The following is a 16,771-nucleotide window of genomic DNA, read 5'->3' as shown; positions in this document are numbered from 1 at the left end:
GCTGCGGACTCGACACCCTCGTCCTTGGCCACGTTCTCACTGGTCATCGATGCATCTTCCATGATCGGGAGTTACACCGAACGATTTACAGTCCCCGCCCCAGTCACAGATAATCCCGGAATCTCAAATGTGTCGTCTAGGCTCTTGCCAGATAGGGCAGGGGACGGGTGTCGGGTCTGAGGCTGTTCAGCGCTATGGCTGCGCGATCGACGTTACGTCGGCCTGGTGTTCGTACATCGAGGGTATGACCGCTGTCGACGACGTCGATGTGGGAGCCCGGCGTGCCGGGCCTGTGTCAGGAAATCCTCAGCCTGAGTCTTGATAAATGCTCTCGGTGGAAGGGGCTTCTCAGGTTCAGGTACCGCGGCCACCTCTACCACGCCGTGCCGGGGCGGATTCTGGTGACCGCATGAGTGGGTGTCGGAGGGAGATTTCCCGGGCCTCGCGCCGACGGCCGCTGCTCCGGTGGCACAGGGCGACCATGACGGTGAGCACGTGCGTGAGCGCCAGCGCAAGTCGTGGCAAGCAACCCAGTCCCAGGACGGCGAGGCCGAACCAAAACGCGGCGGCCCACGACGCGACCGTGACGCTCAAGCAGTTGCGCGTCTGGCGCGAGCGCAAGGTACTGAAGCCGAATCTCGTGCGCAGTTTCGGCCGGGGCCGCGGCACCACCTCCCGGCCGGCCGAGGGCGCGAAGGAGATGGTGCTCTGGCTGGCCCAGCACGCCAAGCCGCAGGTAGATGATCTTCCTGATCACCTCGACGTGGGTGGCGTTCGGAGAGTTCTTCGGTGCCTTGGAGCGGGTGCGCAGGCCTCGACGCCCTCGGCCTGGTAACGGCGGTACCAGGTGTAGTACGCCTGCCGGCTGATCCCGAAGTACCGGCAGGACATCGCGACGTTACCGGTGACCTCTTCGACGTGGCGTATGACGGCCAGGCGCCGCTTGGCTTCACGGTCAAGCGGCGGGGTGGTGGGCGTGGACGTTGGCATGGGGATCTCCGTAGTGATCGGAGACCCAGGTGACAACGGTGATCGTCAGTTTTAGACCGACACATCACCGCCGTGCGGCGAACTTGGCCGCGGCTATGCAGGGGTGCCGAAGCTCGTGGCTATTTGTCTGGGGCCCACGGCGGCTGCGGCCGAGGGCTGGATCGACGCCCGGACCGACGCGCGCAACAGCCGTTCAGGGACGGTGATCGAGAAGGCAAGCCCACGGTTCGAGGGCGTGCGGAGCCCTCTGGACCGCCGGCAGCCGACGACAGACCCACCCGCTTCGAACCCACCCTGATCGCGGGCGCCGGGACTCGGTTCCGTATCAATGACCGCCGTTCATGGCCTCCAGCGTCTGACTGTCCGGCTCGTCCCGGCCGGTGCCGCCGGCGAAGCCCAGATCCGTCACCGCCAGGGGCGCCTGGGCTGGCAGGTCGGGGCGGGGCAGGGCGCTGGGCGGGTCGGCGCCCTGGCGCTCGCAGGTCAGCGCGGAGACGAGGATCGCGTCGTCCATGGCGATCGTCAGCACGCCGGGGTCGGCCGTGGCCAGTGCGCGAGGGGTGTTCAGGCCGTGGCGGAGCAGCGCGCCGAGCAGTCCGGCGGCGAACGCGTCGCCCGCGCCGACGGTGTCCACCACCGCGACCTTCCGGCCGGGCCGGCTCAGGCTTCCCGCACGGGTGTGGAAGGCGTGAGCCCCGTCGGGGCCGTCGGTGATGACGACAAGGAGCGCGCCCAGTTCCATCCAGTGGGCGGCGATCCGCTCGATGGGCGTGTCGGGGTAGAGCCACTCGACGTCCTCGCGGCTGGCCTTGACCAGGTGAGCGGTGGCGACACTGCGGTCGACGGCTTGCCTGCCGCGCGCCGGGTCGCCCAGGAGGGCGGGGCGGACGTTGGGGTCGTAACTGATCAGCGTCGTACCGCCGGCGTGCAGGCGCTGGACGGCGGAGTGGATGTGCTCGGCGGCCGGCGGGGTCCAGGAGGCGACCGAGCCGAAGTGCAGTACGGCGGTGTTCTGCGGGGCGCGGGCGGTCTCCGCATCGGTCCACTGCCAGTCCGCGGTGCCGTCCAGGTAGAAGTCGTAACTTGCGCGGCCTTCCGGATCCATGGAGACCACGGCGAGCGTGGTGGGCTCGGCGGCGGCTGGGGCGTGCGTCAGGTCGATGCCCTCGGCCTCAGCCTGGGTGCGGAGTATGCGACCGAAGGTGTTGTCGGCCAGGCGTGCCATGAGCGCGATGCGGTGTCCGAGCCGGGCCAGGCCGACGGCGACGTTGAACGGGCTGCCGCCGGGGCGGGCCCGGTAGTCCCCGGGGATGTCGAGCTGGACCAGGTCGATGAGTGCTTCACCGATCACGGTCACGGCCGGGGGCAGCCCCGCAGGTTCAGTCATGGCACGGTCCTTCGGCTGTGATCTCGCCGGAGCCCCGCTCGATCAGCCGGGTCGGCACGGTGACGGTGCGGGCGGGCGACTCGTCGCCGTCCAGCCTGGCGAAGAGCATCTCGGCGGCTGTCCTGCCCACCTGCTCGACGTCCTGGGCGATGACCGAGATGCCCGGGCTGAGGATGTCGGCCAGGGGGAAGTCGTCGAAGCCCACGTGGGCGACGGTGTCCTGCAGACCCATGGCGCGCAGCGCCCGGACGGAGCCTATGGTCACGAAGTTCTGGCTGGTGAACAGCGCCGTCGGCGGATCGGGCAGGGACAGGACCTGCTCGGTCGCGGCGATGGCGGCCTCCTCGCTGGACCCGACATGGCGCACGATCTCGTCGTCGTACTCGATGTGCGCGACTTCCAGGGCGTGCCGGTAGCCGTCGAAGCGCTGGGCGGCGGTGGGGATGGACGCCTGGTCGCCGAGGTAGGCGATGCGGCGATGGCCGGCCTTCAGCAGGTGGTTGATGGCGGTGACGGCGCCCTGCCGGTTCTCAGAGACGACGGCGTCCGCGTCGAGCAGGCCGGCCTCGCGGTCGACGAAGACCATGCGGGTGCCGGTGTGCTGCTCGCTGATCAGGTAGCTCTGGTCGCGTCCCGCGGGGACGATCACCAGGCCGTCGACCCGGCGGTCGATGAGCGCCTGGGCCAGTTCCCTTTCGCGGGCCGGGTCTTCGTCGAGGCTGCCGACCAGCACCAGCACTCCGCGTTCCCGGGCGACGTTCTCCACGGTGCGGGTCAGGACGGCGGAGAAAGGGTTCGCCGCGTCCTCGACGAGCATGCCGATAGTGGCGGTGCGGCCGTCGCCGCGGCGCAGGCTGCTGGCCGTGAGGTTGGGACGGTAACCCAGTTTGTCGGCGGCTTCGCGGACCCTGGCGACGATCGCCGGGTCGACGGTGGGGACGCCGTTGAACACGCGAGAGACGGTCTTGATAGCCACTCCGGCCAGCGCTGCGACCTCACGCATGGTGGGGCGGCTACGGGTGGACCGGGGCGCGGCCTCGCCCTGAGTCATCGTTGTCTCCAACCGGTTGTGCGTTACCTACTCGTTGCGCACGCATGTCTATCAGCGCCTTGACGGGCTCGTCCATACAGGCCCAGTATCTCGCTCAGTCAACGTTGTCTCAGCGTCGGTCACGGGACGGCTCCGAAAGGGATCAAGCCATGAACATCTCCACCAGCCAGGTGTCGAGCCGCCGCGGTCGGCGTACCCGGGCGGCAGCGATCGGCGTCACCGTCTGCCTTGGCGCCACGCTCGCGGCCTGCGGTTCCTCGAACGGCAGCTCCTCGTCGTCCGCGTCGGGCGGCGGCAAGGTGGGCGTCTCGCTGATCCTGAAGACGCTCACCAACCCGTACTTCGTGAGCATAGAGAAGGACGCCAAGACCCAAGCAGCCAAGGACAACGTGAGTCTCACAGTGGCGGCGGGCAACTCCGACGGCGACACCCAGACCCAGATCACTGCCATCGACAACGCCATCTCGCGCGGAGACAAGGGCATCCTGATCACCACCAACGGCGACGCCGTGAACGCCGCCCTGAACCGGGCCAAGCAGGCCGGCCTCTTTGTGATCGCCCTGGACACCGCGCCCAACCCGCCCAGCACCGCGGACATCACCTACGCCACCGACAACGAGCAGGCGGGCAAGCTCGACGGCCAGTACGCCGCGGCCGCCCTGAACGGCAAGCCGGCAGTCATCGCCATGCTCGACCTGTTCAACAACCAGGTCGTCTCCGTCGACATCAACCGCGACCACGGCTTCCTGGAGGGCATGGGCATCGACCCCGGCAGCAAGACCGAGAACGGCAAGGAAGCCAAGTCCGGCAAGTACACCGGCGGCAAGGGCGGCAGCTACACCATCGCCTGCCACCAGCCCACCCAGGGCGCCATCGACGGCGGCCGCACCGCGATGGAGAACTGCCTGTCCGCCAACCCGGACATCAACGTCGTCTACGCGATCAACGAGCCCGCGGGCGAGGGCGCGTACAACGCGCTCAAGGCGGCCGGCAAGGAGAAGAACGTCGCGATCTACGCGATCGACGGCAGCTGCGCCGGCCTGAAGAACCTCACCAGCGGCGAGTTCGCCGCCGACGCGGTGCAGTACCCGGGCAAGATGGCGGCCCTCGGCGTCAGCTCCATCGCCAAACTGGCCCGCGGCGGCAGCAAGCCCAGCGTGACCAACGGCAAGTCCTTCTACGACACCGGCACCGCCCTCGCCGCCGCCAAGCCCCTCGGCGGCCTGACCGTGCAGTCCCCGTCTCAGGCCGCCTCCGCCTGCTGGGGCAGCTGACGCCCCGAGCGGGTGCGACTGCCCCAAGCCGGGTGCGGCGCCGGAAGCCACCGTGACGGCACCGGCGTCGCACCCGTACCACACGAGCCCATGAGCCCGTACCAGGGATGACACCGGAAGGACCCCCTGTGACCACTCACGTGGACCCTCAAGCCGCACCGGCACCGGCGGAGGAGTTCCTCAACCGGCCCGCCACCCTCAGCCAGCGCATCCACTCGGTGCTGCACCGTCAGCCGGCGCTCAGCCCGGCCATCGTCCTGGTGCTCGCCGCCGTGGTGTTCTCCCTGGTGAACGAACGCTTCTACGCGTTGCAGAACCTCTCGCTGGTCGCCCAGCAGGTGGCGGTCATCGGTTCGCTCGCCGTCGGGCAGACCGTCATCATCCTCACCGCCGGCATCGACCTGTCGATCGGCGCCGTCATGGTGCTCGCGTCGTTGCTGATGTCGAAGCTCGTCGCGGACAGCCACTGGCCCGGCTGGCTCGCACTGCTGGTCGGCGCGGTCGTCGCGATAGCCGCGCAGGCCGTCAACGGGCTGCTGGTGACCAAGATCAAGCTGCCGCCCTTCATCGTCACCCTCGGCACCCTCAGCGTCTTCACCGCCATCACCCTCATCTACGCCAAGGGCCAGACGATCGCGCTGCAGCCTGGCAACATCCTCATGTGGAGCGGCCAGACGGTCTCCCTCGGCCAGCTGAACCTGACGTACGGCGTGCTCCTCATGATCGCCCTGTACGCGGTGGTCGGCTACGCCCTTCGCTACACCGCCTGGGGACGCCACCTCTACGCGGTCGGCGACGACATCGAGGCGGCCCGCCTGGCCGGCATCTCCGTCAACCGGGTGCTGCTCAGCGCCTACATGCTGGCCGGTCTCACCATCGCGGTGGCGGCCTGGGTCCTCGTCGGCCGGGTCGGCGGCGGCGACCCCAACAGCGGCCTCAACGCCAACCTGCAGTCCATCACCGCCGTCGTCATCGGAGGCACCAGCCTGTTCGGGGGGCGCGGAGTGGTCTTCGGCTCGCTGATCGGTGCGCTGATCGTCCAGGTCTTCGTCAACGGCCTCGCCCTGGCCGGCATCGACCCGAACTACCAAGTCCTCGCAGTCGGCGTCCTCGTGATCGCGGCTGTCTCCGTCGACCAGTGGATCCGGAGTGTGAAGTCGTGACGACCGCCACCGCCCCCGTTCTCGAGGCCAAGGGCCTGGTCAAGGTCTTCGGCAGGGTCGTCGGCCTGAACGACGTCGACCTCACCCTCCACCCCGGCGAGGTCCTCGCCGTCATCGGCGACAACGGAGCGGGCAAGTCCACGCTGATCAAGTGCCTGTCCGGAGCCCTCGTCCCCGACCGGGGCAGCATCCTCGTCGACGGCAAGGAGGTCCACTTCAAGCGGCCCCAGGACGCCCGCGACGCCGGCATCGAGACGGTCTACCAGACCCTCGCCGTGGCCCCCGCCCTGGACATCGCCAGCAACCTCTTCCTCGCCCGCGAGATCCGCCGCAAGGGCATCCTCGGCTCGGTGTTCCGCATGCTCGACACCGGCGAGATGAAGAAGCAGGCCGCCGACCACATCAAACGGCTCGGCATCGGCACGCTGCAGAACATCAACCAGGCGGTGGAAACGCTCTCCGGCGGCCAGCGGCAGTCCGTTGCCGTCGCCCGCACCGCGGCCTTCGGCGGCCGGGTGGTGATCCTCGACGAACCCACCGCCGCCCTCGGCGTCCGCGAGACCGGACAGGTCCTCAAACTCGTCCGCGACCTGCGCGACCAGGGCCTCGGCGTGATCCTCATCAGCCACAACATGCCCAACGTCTTCGAAGTCGCCGACCGCATCCACATCCAGCGGCTCGGCGGCTGCGCGGGCGTCATCACCCCGCAGTCGCACTCCATGGAGGACGCGGTGGCCATCATGACGGGCGCGAAGAAGCTCGCCCCCGAAGCGAGCTGAAGGGAACACGGGGGAACATGACCGCCGAGTACCGGATCGTCGAGGACCGCCTCGGCGGTGAACCCACCCTTGTCGTCTCCGCGCCGGACGATTCGGCACGTGCCGTCCTCGCCCTGCGCGGAGCGACGCTGCTGAACTGGCAGGTTGGACGCGGAGGCAGCGGACCGCTGACGGAGCTGACGGACGGCTACCGCGACGAAAAGGAACTCCTCTCCCAGGACGGCGTACGCGCCGGCCTGATGGCCCCTTTCACCAACCGCATAGCCGACGGCCGCTATCGCTACGACGGACACGACCACGACCTGCTGCCCGGCCGCCTCGGCGACCGCACGATCTACCACGGCTTCGCCCGAGAAGCACCGTTCGAACTCGTCCACGCCACCACGAAGCCAGACTCCGCCCGCCTACTGCTGAACACCACAAGCATCCGACCGGGCCGGTACCCCGGCTACCCGTTCGCCCTCGACCTCGAAGTCGAGTTCACCCTCACGGCACGGGAGTTGAGCATCGAAATCCGCGCTACAAACATGGGCGACACCAAGGCCCCCTACGCCGCGGGCTGGCACCCCTACTTCACCCTGTCACGGCCCATCGACGACCTGGTCCTGCACATCCCCGCCCACACCCTCATCCGCACCGACCCATCCCTCATCCCGCTGCCCGGCGCCGCGGCCACGCTCCCCCTGGACCACTGCCCCGAGGTGGACTTCCGGGCACCGAAGCGACTCGGCGGCGCGGTCGTCGACGCCTGTTACGCGGACCTCACCCCCGGCGCCGGCGGCCGGATGGAGACGGTACTGACCGATCCGGCGACCGGCGAGGAACTGCGGGTCTGGCAATACGGGGGATACATGCACGTCTTCACCGGAGACACCCTGGCACGCGACCGGCGCGCCTCCATCGCACTCGAACCCGTCGAGACGATGACCAACGCCTTCAACCGCCCCGAACACACCGCCGCCCTCGCCCTGGAACCCGGCCGACGCCGCGAGTTCAGCTTCGGCGTCGCCTATGCGGCTCCGGCAACCTGACAGTGGACGGGCCGACGCGCGCGACGGTCGCATCGAGCGTGCCGCAGTGGTGCTCTCACGGCGCCCGACGACGCTCGACGAGCGGGGTACGGGAGCTCGCGGCCGCGGCCCGTGCACAGTCCTGCGCGGGCGCAGGCGGCTCTGGAGCGGCTGGTGCTCGGCGAGTGACGACGCCGCTTCCCACCAACTGGCGCCAGTGGTGCATCCCGGCCCGTGTCACTGGTCGCAGCACCACCACGTAGGTGGATCCGGCCATTGGGTGCGATCGATGAGGAGCCGGGCGGCCACAACCGACGAGGCGGCCCGCTGACTCCTGGCGCGCGCCGACGGCGGTCTCAGAGGCAGAGCCTGTGGGGCTCGAAAAGTCATCGCTGCAGTTCAGGACGTGTATCGGTACTCGTTGATGACGCCGCCGAGGACTCGAGTGCGCAGGAGTCTGCGGCCTTCGAGGCTGTGCACGCTGGCGGGTTGCTCGTGGGCGTCCGGCGGTAGCTGGTTACGGGCCCGGTGCGGGCGATGCTGGTTGTAGTGCCGCTGGTACTCGGTGAGAACGCGGTGGGCATGGGCCTCGTTGAGGATCAGGACGCTGTCGAGGACCTCTCGGCGGAGGGTCCCGATGACCCTTTCGCAGTGGGCGTTCGCCCTTGGTGCCCGTGGTGGCGTCTTTAGGATTTCGAGGTCCTCGGCCTGGAAGACGGCGTCGAAGCTCTCGGTGCATTTGGAGTCGCGGTCTCGGATGAGGAACCGCAGCGACTCAAGGCGGAGGTCGAAGTCGCAGGCCACGCTCCTGGCCTGCTGTGCGGCCCAGGCGGCGGTCGGGTGGGAGGTGACGGCGGCGATGTGGAGGCGGCGGTTGCTGTGTTCGAGGAACACCGGCGCATACAGGCGCTCGAGCCCGATGGTGTCGAGGTGCAGGAAGCCGCAGGCGATGATGGCCTCGGCTTGAGAGGTGAGGAACTCGCGCCAGGTCGGCCCGTGGCGGCGTGGGGCCGGATCGATACCCGCGGCATGGAGGATCTCCCATACCGTGGAGGCGGCGATCGGGTGTCCGAGCCGGGCGAGTTGGCCTTGGATCCTGCGATGCCCCCAGCGGCTGTTCTCCCTGGCCAGAGGCATCACCAACTTCTTCACCCCGGCCCGGGTCGGCGGCCGACCTGAGGTGGTGCGCCGCCTGTTGTAGTCCCATTTTTTGGCGACGAGCTTGCGGTGTCAGGCCAGGAGTGTCCCCGGCGTGACGGGGAAGACCCGTGTCCACCGCCGCCGGGGTATGAGTGAGGGCAGAGCCGCCAGCCACAGCCGGTCCGCAGGCTGGTAGCGCACGGGGCTGAGGAGTTGGCGGCGCAGCATCGCGTTTTCGTGCCGCAGCACCAACAACTCTGCGTCCTTCGAAGTCTCGCGACGGAGCAGCACGGTTGGGACCGAGAGCAGTCGACGGGTCATGTTGTAGAGCAGCGAGGCGATCATCTCGGGATGATCCCAGACCGGCGGGCTGGAGCCGGAAGCTCTTGACCAGCAACGATGAATAAACGAGCCCCACAGGTTCAGGAGCTCAGTGAGGAGGCCGGTGAGGATGCCGCTGCCGCCTTGAATGAGGGCACTGTCACCACGAGTAGACAGGCGCATACCTCAACGGCTTGAGCAGCGTCACGCCGGGCGCGACAGGCAACGAGGCCTCTTATCTGCTCAGTTCGTCAAGAGGTTTCATGACTTATGCGACCATAGGAGTGATCAAAGGATGAATGGCGTTATGCTCTGATCTGTTTTGTGCATCGTTCTCCAGGTATCTGCCCGATCTGGGGCACAGCAGCGGAGGAGAACATATGAGGACCGTCCAGAAGATTGCAGCGGTGGCCGCGGCTACCTGCGGAATCCTCTTCACCGGCATTGGGGTGGCCAGCGCTTGCCCCCAGGACAACGGCGGGGGGGACAACATCCCCGTGCTCAGCAACATCAACACGATGAACTGGGACGACTCGCCGTTCTGTGGAGTTCAGGTCAAGACCAAGGACACCGAGCAGAAGACGTCCTGTCCGGTAGTGCACAACGAGGGCAGCACTAACAGCCCGGTGTATATCATCACCTTCGGATCTTGATCTTTCATAGCGGTCCGGCGGTCCGGCGGTTCGAGGCCGTCGGACCGTTTCGGCTTGTCGGGGCGTACGCAGGCAGGTCAGTGATCCGGCTGTCGTCTGGGGTGGGCGCCCGGGGCTTCGGCAGGGTTCGGCCTCGCGCCTCCCGCACCCCGCGGATGAACGGCAAGGTCGAACGCTCCCACCGCATCGACGCCGAGGAGTTCTACCGGCTCCTCGACGGCGTCATCATCGACGACGCCGAGGTCTTCAACGACAAACTGGTGGAGTGGGAGGACTACTACAACTACCATCGCCCCCACGGCGGCCTCGACGGCCAGACACCCTACGAACGCCTCAAGCAGAAGACCGCGACCCAGGCGTAGTCGATCTTCGTCAATGGCACACGGCCGGGTGGGGCTTGTCCGATCTCGGGTGATGTTTGACAGTTCGGTCCCAGCTGATGGTTGACAGTGGCCGTGTTCGGCTTTTCTGTGCGCGTCGTTGCGGCGTGTGTGGGGAGGCCGGGATTGGCACTGGTGGAGTTGTCGATTGCGAGGCCGACCTCAGGACCGCTCACTGCGGCGGTGCATGAGCGGCCGATCGAGCACTTCGACGTACATGATCCGGCCATCCACGACGTCCAGGCACAGCATGCCTCGCAAGGGCAGGAGCGGCACGCACCGGTGGCCGGCGCCGTATGGCTGCCCCTGCGGATGAGCTGCGGTCTGGAAGCTCTGGCAAAAGTCATCGCCGCAGGGGCACTCGTCAACCAGACGAAGATCCCACGCGCAGATAGCCAGCTCGCGTTCTCCTTCGTTGTCCAGGAGAGTGATCAGCTCCGTGACGAGCTCCGGGAAGACGTCGCGGACAAGGGGGTAGTCCTGCTCCTGCTCCATGGCCGGAGGGTAGCTGGAGATGGGACAACCCATAGGCCCACCGTCAAGCATCACCTGGGATCCGACACGGTCGTGTGGGGCTGTCTTGTCTCGGTTGATGCTTGCCGCAGTGGCTTCAACGGCTGCCGCAGAGCTGATCTCGATCGTGGCCACGCCTCAGATGCGAGGGAAGATTGGGGCCTCAGTTGCAGGTGCCGCTGCCGGTGTCGCTGTACTGCAGCGCCGTGGAGTCGAAGCCGGGGCCGGACAGGGCGGGCTTGTAGTCCCAGCTGTAGCTGTGGGACTTGAGGGTGAGCTTCATGACGCCGAAGGCGCTGGCCTGGGCGGTGACCACGTTGGGGTTGTCGTAGTTGCCGGGCGAGCCGGCGAGGGTGTCGAGGGCCTCGCCGCCGGAGCCGACGATGAACTCCGGGATGCCGTGGGCCGGGTCGTACTGGCCGGCGGGGTTCATCGGGCGCAGCCGGGCGTACGCGTGCTCGTGACCATTGAGGATGAGCGTGGCGTGGTGCTGGTACAGGAGCTTCCACCACGCGTCGGTCGCTGCACCCTCGACACCGTCGGCGCCCGGCGCGGACGCGGGCACCGTGGCGGTGGAGGCCGTCGTGGCGCTGAAGGTCGCCTGGTGCCAGTACGCGATCGTGCACTGACGCTTGTTGGCGGCCAGGTCGTTCGAGAGCCACTGGGTCTCCTGGCCGAGGAGGCCGCTGTCCGTCGTGGAGCAGTCGTGTTTGAACGCGTCGGAGTTGCACTCGGCGTTGAGCGAGATGATGTGCCAGTTGCCAAGGTTGTAGGAGTACCACCCCTGCTTGTCGGCGGTGTCGTCGCCGGCCTGGCCTTGGGTCTCCGGCGCGCCGGCCTGGTCGTGGCCGTTGAAGTAGCCGAAGTATCCGGCACCGTTCTGCCCGGCCTCGTTGTCGCCCTTCTTGGCATACGGGTAGTACTCGTGGTTGCCCGGCGCCGGACGTTCGAGCATCCGCAGGCCGCCCCATGCCTGCTCGAAGGACTGCTCGAAGTCGGTCAGCTTGCCGACCTGGTACTGCTCGTCGCCCAGCAGAGCCACGGCATCGGGGTGCATGCCCGTGGCCTGCTTGGCGGTGGCGAACTCGGCGCTCATGCCGCCCAGGGTGGGGCTGCCGCACTTGAGCGACGCCGGGGTGGCGGCGTTCTCGGCGTCGTCGGGCTCGCAGGCGATGTCGCCGACAGCCGCGAGGGTGTACGAGGCCGCGTTGTGGTGGGCGTAGGGCCAGTCGTTGTCGCTCTGGTTCGCGGCGGCGACGGCGGTGCCGGTGACTGCGAGGACGGCCAGGCCGACAGTTGCGGAGGAGATCTTGGTGACGCGTCTCATGTGCGGTGTCCTTCCACGGCGGGAGTAGCCAACGCACGTTAGGCAGTCGATCTATCAGTTGACACAAACAGGTTCCAACGGTTCGGTGAACTCCGTTCGTGGCAGGGCGTCCACGGCATCCCTGCTGTGGACGGCTGCAAGGTGGCCGTCTGGCCGGCCTGCCACCGCTGTTGCCCCGCCCGCCGCGCAGATCGCCGAGCGGACCGTCCGCAGCGTCGGCGGCCTTATGGTCGCCGAACAGCGCATCCAGGTCGGCCGCGGCTATGCCCACCAAGGCGTCACCGTCCACCTGAACGAGGACGTGATCCGCATCTTATGCCGGGAGCGAAGTCGTATGTGCAGACTGGCAGTTCGGTGCCCTGACGGTGTTGCCACATCGTCCATCCGAATTAAACCCGCCGGAATGTGTCAGGGGGGCGTTCGAACGCTCCGGCGCCGAATACGGCCCATGTGGTCTGCAGCTTGGTAGAGGGTTGTCTGGAGCAACATGGTGCACCAAGCAGCTCGATGCGGAGGCGGTTCGCCGTGGCAGCCAGGCATGAAGTACGAACCAGGGGGCAGCGGGGGCGGCCCTCGGGTACTTACTTCCAGCCGTTCAGCGATACCTGAGGACCATCGGCGAGGTATCGGTGCAGAGCGCTGGCGGTGGTGTCCACGAATTCCTGTGGGACGGCACCGGTGTCGACCCAGCAGACCTGGGCGTGCTTGCGCGGCTCGCGGTTTTCCGGTTCGCCGGTCCATTCGTGGGCGGCGAAGACGACGGTGAGGAAGCCGTTGGGTGCCTCGACACCCCAGGCGCCATGGATGATGTGGGCGACCTGCAGGGCTTCAGGCTTCACAGTGAGGCCGGTTTCCTCGTACAGCTCGCGTACGGCGGTTTCGGTGATCGGCTCGCCGGGCTCGCTTTTGCCGACGGGCAGGTCCCACATGCCCTGTGCGAACTTGGCGTTCTGGCTGCGCTGGAGGAGGACCACGCGGTTGGTGGCCTTGTCGTGGACGATGACGGCGGCGACCAGCAGAGTCATGGATTCGAGGGCGGGCGTGAGCGCTTTGGGTTGGTCGTCGGTTGTCCGCTGAGCCACGGTTGTGTCCCTTCGTCGGCCGGTTGGTGGGCAGCTTAGAGGTCCTAACAGAAGTGGCCGATCGTGTGACTGTTGGCTCATGTGCTCGTTGGTCTGGTCGTGGGGAAACATCAGTCGCGGCCGTGGATCGTGTCGGATGAACTATGGGTGCTGATCGAGCCGTTGCTGCCCAAGCCGGGGCCGAAGCTGGTCGATGGACGGCCGAGGGTGCCAGACCGACAGGCGTTGTGCGGGATCCTGTTCGTGCTGCACACCGGCATCCAGTGGGAGTACCTGCCCCAGGAGCTGGGCTTCGGTTCGGGCATGACCTGCTGGCGGCGGCTGGCCGCGTGGAACGAAGCCGGGGTGCGGGACCAGCTGCATGTGCTGCTGTTGAAGAAGCTGCGGTCGGCGAAGAAGCTGGAATGGTCGCGGGCGGTGATCGACTCCTCCCATGTGCGGGCGGCCCGCAGGGGCCCAAAAGCGGTCCCAGCCCGGTCGATCGCGCGCGGTCGGGCAGCAAGCACCACGTCATCACCGACGCCCAGGGCATCCCGCTCGCGGTGTCGCTGACCGGCGGCAACCGCAACGACGTCACCCAACTTCTGCCCCTGCTCGACAAGATCCCCGCCGTCGCCGGGGTTGTCGGCCGGCCCCGGCACCGGCCCGACGCACTGCTCGCCGACCGCGGCTACGACCACGACAAGTACCGGCGCCTGCTGTGGCAGCGCGGCATCCGTCCCGTGATCGCGAGGCGAGGCGAGCCACACGGCTCTGGCCTGGGCATCTTCCGGCATGTCGTCGAACGAACGATCGCCTGGCTGCACGGCTTCCGTCGCCTGCGCATCCGGTGGGAGCGACGGGACGACATCCACGAAGCCTTCCTCGGGCTCGCCACATGTCTCATCACCTACAGACACGTCCGACGCCTTTGTTAGGACCTCTAAAACTGCTTTCCCAACCACTTGCCGATGAGGGTCGCACCCACAAGCAACAACACACCGGCCACGACCAGCAAGATCGTCGACGAGTTGTTCTTCTTCTGCCGGCGGCGGTCCGGGCGCTCGTCGTAGCTGAAGCCGCCGCCGTCGCGGTTCACCGGCGGCAGCATCGTCGTCGCGCTGGAGTCCGTGCGCAGAGCCGTCGTCGGCTGGTAGTCGGGGTAGCCGCCGTAGCCGACGGAACCCATGGCCGCTGTGGCCGTGATCGGCTGGCCGTCGAGGCAGGCCTCGACGTCGGCACGCATCTCGTCGGCGGACTGGTAGCGGTAGTCCGGGTCCTTGACCAGCGCCCTCAGCACGATCGCGTCCATCTCGGGCGTGATCCCGGGGTCGAAGACGCTCGGCGGCTGCGGCTCCTCGCGGACGTGCTGGTAGGCCACCGCGACTGGGGAGTCGCCCACGAAGGGCGGGCGGACCGCCAGCAACTCGTAGAGCAGACAACCCGTCGAGTACAGGTCTGACCTCGCGTCGACCTGCTCGCCCTTCGCCTGCTCCGGCGACAGGTATTGGGCGGTGCCGATGACCGCCGCGGTCTGCGTCATCGTCATGCCGGCGTCGCCCATAGCGCGGGCGATGCCGAAGTCCATCACCTTGACCTGGCCATTGCGGGTCAGCATGACGTTGGCCGGCTTGAGATCCTGGCCTCGTCTCCGTCGACGACCCGCCACACCGGTCCCGGCTGCATCCCCTTGCCGCAGACGGTGCATCGACGCTCTTCGACGCACAGGAAGACCCGGCGCAGGCTGGTGTTGGCAAACTGTGAGACTCCGTCCTCCCACGGGGTGATCGCCGGGACGGGGTACCCGCGCTCGTCCTGCGGGCGCGCTGCGATGCCAGTAGTCATGATGACGTCGGTAACTCGCACTCGGTGACTATATGACCGGGTGGTGCCGCCTTGAGTCGAGTAGCGTCGATGTATCGGCCAGCGAGGTCGGCGAGTTCGACGTGAAGAAGCTGACGGCGTTCACGGCGAGTACATCCGCGCCCTGTCGCCGGAGCAGTTCGCCGGCGCCTGCGCGCCGGGGCTCGTGGCCCCCTACGCGCCGTGGCGGCCGGATGCTTTCGACAAGGACGCCTTCGAGGCGGCGGCTTCCCTGCCCCAGACCCGGCTGGCGCTGCTTTCCGAGATCACCAGCTATGTGGACTTCCTGTTCCTCGACGAGCCGGTCGAGGACGAGGCGTCGTGGAACAACGCGATGAAGGCAGGCGCCGACGACATCTTGTCGACGCCCGCAGCGAGCTGGCCGGCGTCGCGGACTGGAAGGAGGACGATCTGAAGGCCGTCCTGCTCGCCGTCGGCGAGAAGCACGGGTCGAAGCTGGGCAAGGCCCAGGCGCCCATCCGGGTCGCGGTCACCGGCCGGATGATCGGACTTCCGCTGTTCGAGTCCATGGAGCTGCTTGGCCGGGACCGCGTGCTGGCTCGTCTGGACGCGGTCAGCAAGAGGCTGGCCGCACAGGCGTAGCCGCTGGCAGGCGAGCTGCACCAGGGGGCTGCCACAGCCCCACCGAACTCAGGCGGTTGCTACGCGAGAACATGACCTTGCCGACTGCGCGGTCGATGCATTCACGGATTTCGTTTGCTGGCACGTACGAGAGGGCCTGATCAAAGCACTCGATACTGGCAGCGAAGTGGACAGCCTGCTGGCGCAGGTGGGTGTCGAGGAAGGCGGCGACGGCGCCCGAAGCGCTGCACCGCGCCTCTCGTACGTACATCACGGTGCAAGAGAAGGCCCAGCAGGCGTGAAGGAAGCCGTATACGGGACGAGGAGTTCCTCGCCACGGGGAGAAGAAGGTGACGTCGGTGGGAAGGCTCACGTCGTACGCGGCCAGTGCGTCGTTGAGCCAGTTGTGGGCGGCCTCGTGGATCAGGTCACGGGCCAGGACCTCGGGGTGGGCGGTGTAGTCGGTGAAGACGGTGCCTGGGAGGCGGGTGAGGGCCCAACTGTGGAGAGTCTCGTCGAGTCGGCGATGGTTGAGCAGGCAGACGACGGGGGCGTGCTGGGTGAGCAGGGTCCCGAAGCCGTGCTCGGTCGCGGAGGCGATCGCGGCACCAACGAGGCCGAGGGCCTCGGGTGGGGCAGGGTTGGTGTCGGGGCCGATGAGGTAGTACGCGGTTTCGGAGATCTCTGAGCGGAGCAGGTCCGCGGGACGCGGGCTGAGCACGAGGTGTGGTCCGGCCGACAGGTGGGTCAGGTCTCGTACCGTCGTACGGCGGTACCAGGCGAGGCGGTTTGCGTGCCGGGCGCGCGCCGCGTGTTCGGCGCCTTCGAGCAGGTGGTGGGCCACGGCGTAGTCGAGGGCGGATGAGCCGAGGCGGTTGCCGAGTACGGAGGCGATACGGCTGGTCTGTAGGCGCTGGTGGTCGGCGATGCCGTCGAGGGCGACCGGGGCTTCCGGGGAGAGAGCGCTCATCTGGGGCTCCGGGGGTGGAACGGGGCCGGACCGGGACGGGCCCGGCCCCGTGGCGGGTCAGGACTCGGTGGTGGGCTCAGCGGCGTCGTGCTGCACCGTGGTGGCCAGCCAGGTCTCGGTGGCCGCGTTGGAGGTGTGCGCGGTGGTGCGCACGGGGTCGCTGTCGCGCAGGGAGGCGACCGCCTCCAGGAACTCGTCGAACGTCTTGTCTTCTGCCACTGCTCGCTCTCTCCTCTGGGTCGGGGCCGTGAGTCGGGGGGAGGGGCGCTGCGGGGCGGGCCGCGGGGGCCGGTCATGGCCGCGAAGC

At 67.9% G+C, this 16,771-nt stretch carries 13 protein-coding genes and 6 pseudogenes; 9 read left to right on the top strand and 10 right to left on the bottom strand.

What is annotated here, in order from left to right:
• Positions 1–706 precede the first annotated feature (706 nt).
• The 3 genes and pseudogenes from ACWGJ5_RS42825 to ACWGJ5_RS42815 form a co-directional block, all read right to left on the bottom strand.
• Positions 707–990: pseudogene (locus ACWGJ5_RS42825) on the bottom strand (helix-turn-helix domain-containing protein); the annotation flags it as partial.
• Positions 991–1,315: 325 nt separating this feature from the next.
• A complete protein-coding gene (locus ACWGJ5_RS42820; protein ID WP_453315021.1) occupies positions 1,316–2,377 on the bottom strand; it encodes a carbohydrate kinase family protein in 1,062 nt (353 codons plus the stop codon).
• A complete protein-coding gene (locus tag ACWGJ5_RS42815) occupies positions 2,370–3,428 on the bottom strand; it encodes a LacI family DNA-binding transcriptional regulator (RefSeq protein WP_453315020.1) in 1,059 nt (352 codons plus the stop codon). Before ACWGJ5_RS42815 ends, ACWGJ5_RS42820 begins: the two co-directional genes overlap by 8 nt.
• Positions 3,429–3,577: 149 nt before the next feature.
• Here ACWGJ5_RS42815 and ACWGJ5_RS42810 point away from each other — a divergent pair, with 149 nt between their 5' ends.
• The 4 genes from ACWGJ5_RS42810 (at position 3,578) to ACWGJ5_RS42795 (ending at position 7,675) form a co-directional block, all read left to right on the top strand.
• Positions 3,578–4,702, top strand: coding sequence for a substrate-binding domain-containing protein (locus ACWGJ5_RS42810; protein WP_453315019.1), 1,125 nt, complete (start codon positions 3,578–3,580; stop codon positions 4,700–4,702).
• A 128-nt stretch (positions 4,703–4,830) separates the two neighbouring features.
• On the top strand, positions 4,831–5,865 hold the full coding sequence (locus ACWGJ5_RS42805) for an ABC transporter permease (protein WP_453315018.1): 1,035 nt from the start codon (positions 4,831–4,833) through the stop codon (positions 5,863–5,865).
• Entirely contained in the window at positions 5,862–6,644 is a 783-nt protein-coding gene (locus ACWGJ5_RS42800; RefSeq protein WP_361242980.1) for an ATP-binding cassette domain-containing protein, read from the top strand. The genes ACWGJ5_RS42805 and ACWGJ5_RS42800 overlap by 4 nt, the downstream gene beginning before the upstream one ends.
• Before the next feature lie 17 nt (positions 6,645–6,661).
• Complete coding sequence (locus tag ACWGJ5_RS42795) at positions 6,662–7,675, top strand: aldose epimerase family protein (protein WP_453315017.1); 1,014 nt, start codon at positions 6,662–6,664, stop codon at positions 7,673–7,675.
• A gap of 378 nt (positions 7,676–8,053) precedes the next feature.
• On the opposite strand, the pseudogene ACWGJ5_RS42790 reads toward ACWGJ5_RS42795, so the two are convergent.
• A pseudogene (locus tag ACWGJ5_RS42790) lies at positions 8,054–9,139 on the bottom strand (integrase core domain-containing protein).
• Positions 9,140–9,495: 356 nt separating this feature from the next.
• On the opposite strand from ACWGJ5_RS42790, the gene ACWGJ5_RS42785 reads away from it, so the two are divergent.
• Positions 9,496–9,768: a hypothetical protein gene (locus ACWGJ5_RS42785; protein WP_453315016.1), complete on the top strand. Its 273-nt coding sequence runs from the start codon at positions 9,496–9,498 to the stop codon at positions 9,766–9,768.
• Between the two features lie 146 nt (positions 9,769–9,914).
• A pseudogene (locus ACWGJ5_RS42780) lies at positions 9,915–10,130 on the top strand (integrase core domain-containing protein); the annotation flags it as partial.
• 180 nt (positions 10,131–10,310) lie between these two features.
• Here the strand turns inward: ACWGJ5_RS42780 and ACWGJ5_RS42775 are convergent.
• Both ACWGJ5_RS42775 and ACWGJ5_RS42770 read right to left on the bottom strand, forming a co-directional pair.
• On the bottom strand, positions 10,311–10,643 hold the full coding sequence (locus ACWGJ5_RS42775; RefSeq protein WP_453315015.1) for a hypothetical protein: 333 nt from the start codon (positions 10,641–10,643) through the stop codon (positions 10,311–10,313).
• 181 nt (positions 10,644–10,824) lie between these two features.
• Positions 10,825–11,988 (bottom strand): metallophosphoesterase family protein, encoded by a 1,164-nt coding sequence (locus tag ACWGJ5_RS42770; RefSeq protein WP_453315014.1) that lies wholly within the window; start codon positions 11,986–11,988, stop codon positions 10,825–10,827.
• Positions 11,989–12,113: 125 nt separating this feature from the next.
• Here ACWGJ5_RS42770 and ACWGJ5_RS42765 point away from each other — a divergent pair.
• Positions 12,114–12,301 (top strand): annotated as a pseudogene (locus ACWGJ5_RS42765) (IS481 family transposase); the annotation flags it as partial.
• A 268-nt stretch (positions 12,302–12,569) separates the two neighbouring features.
• Here the strand turns inward: ACWGJ5_RS42765 and ACWGJ5_RS42760 are convergent.
• Positions 12,570–13,070, bottom strand: coding sequence for an NUDIX domain-containing protein (locus tag ACWGJ5_RS42760; protein WP_453315013.1), 501 nt, complete (start codon positions 13,068–13,070; stop codon positions 12,570–12,572).
• 99 nt (positions 13,071–13,169) lie between these two features.
• Here ACWGJ5_RS42760 and ACWGJ5_RS42755 point away from each other — a divergent pair.
• Positions 13,170–13,987 (top strand): IS5 family transposase gene (locus tag ACWGJ5_RS42755; RefSeq protein ID WP_453315012.1). Its coding sequence is split into 2 segments (ribosomal slippage): positions 13,170–13,499 and positions 13,502–13,987, totalling 816 coding nucleotides; the frame shifts between segments, so codons are not numbered across the junction.
• 20 nt (positions 13,988–14,007) lie between these two features.
• Here the strand turns inward: ACWGJ5_RS42755 and ACWGJ5_RS42750 are convergent.
• Positions 14,008–14,688: pseudogene (locus tag ACWGJ5_RS42750) on the bottom strand (protein kinase domain-containing protein); the annotation flags it as partial.
• Positions 14,689–14,989: 301 nt separating this feature from the next.
• Here ACWGJ5_RS42750 and ACWGJ5_RS42745 point away from each other — a divergent pair.
• Positions 14,990–15,515, top strand: a pseudogene (locus ACWGJ5_RS42745) (glutamate--tRNA ligase); the annotation flags it as partial.
• Here ACWGJ5_RS42745 and ACWGJ5_RS42740 read toward each other — a convergent pair.
• Positions 15,487–16,464 (bottom strand): aKG-HExxH-type peptide beta-hydroxylase, encoded by a 978-nt coding sequence (locus ACWGJ5_RS42740; RefSeq protein WP_453315011.1) that lies wholly within the window; start codon positions 16,462–16,464, stop codon positions 15,487–15,489. The pseudogene ACWGJ5_RS42745 and the gene ACWGJ5_RS42740 sit on opposite strands and share 29 nt — an antisense overlap.
• Positions 16,465–16,521: 57 nt before the next feature.
• Positions 16,522–16,683: a hypothetical protein gene (locus tag ACWGJ5_RS42735; RefSeq protein WP_158288253.1), complete on the bottom strand. Its 162-nt coding sequence runs from the start codon at positions 16,681–16,683 to the stop codon at positions 16,522–16,524.
• Positions 16,684–16,771 lie beyond the last annotated feature (88 nt).

It is taken from the genome of Streptomyces sp. NPDC054783, assembly GCF_053611725.1.
This window is presented reverse-complemented; position numbering and strand designations above follow the sequence as displayed.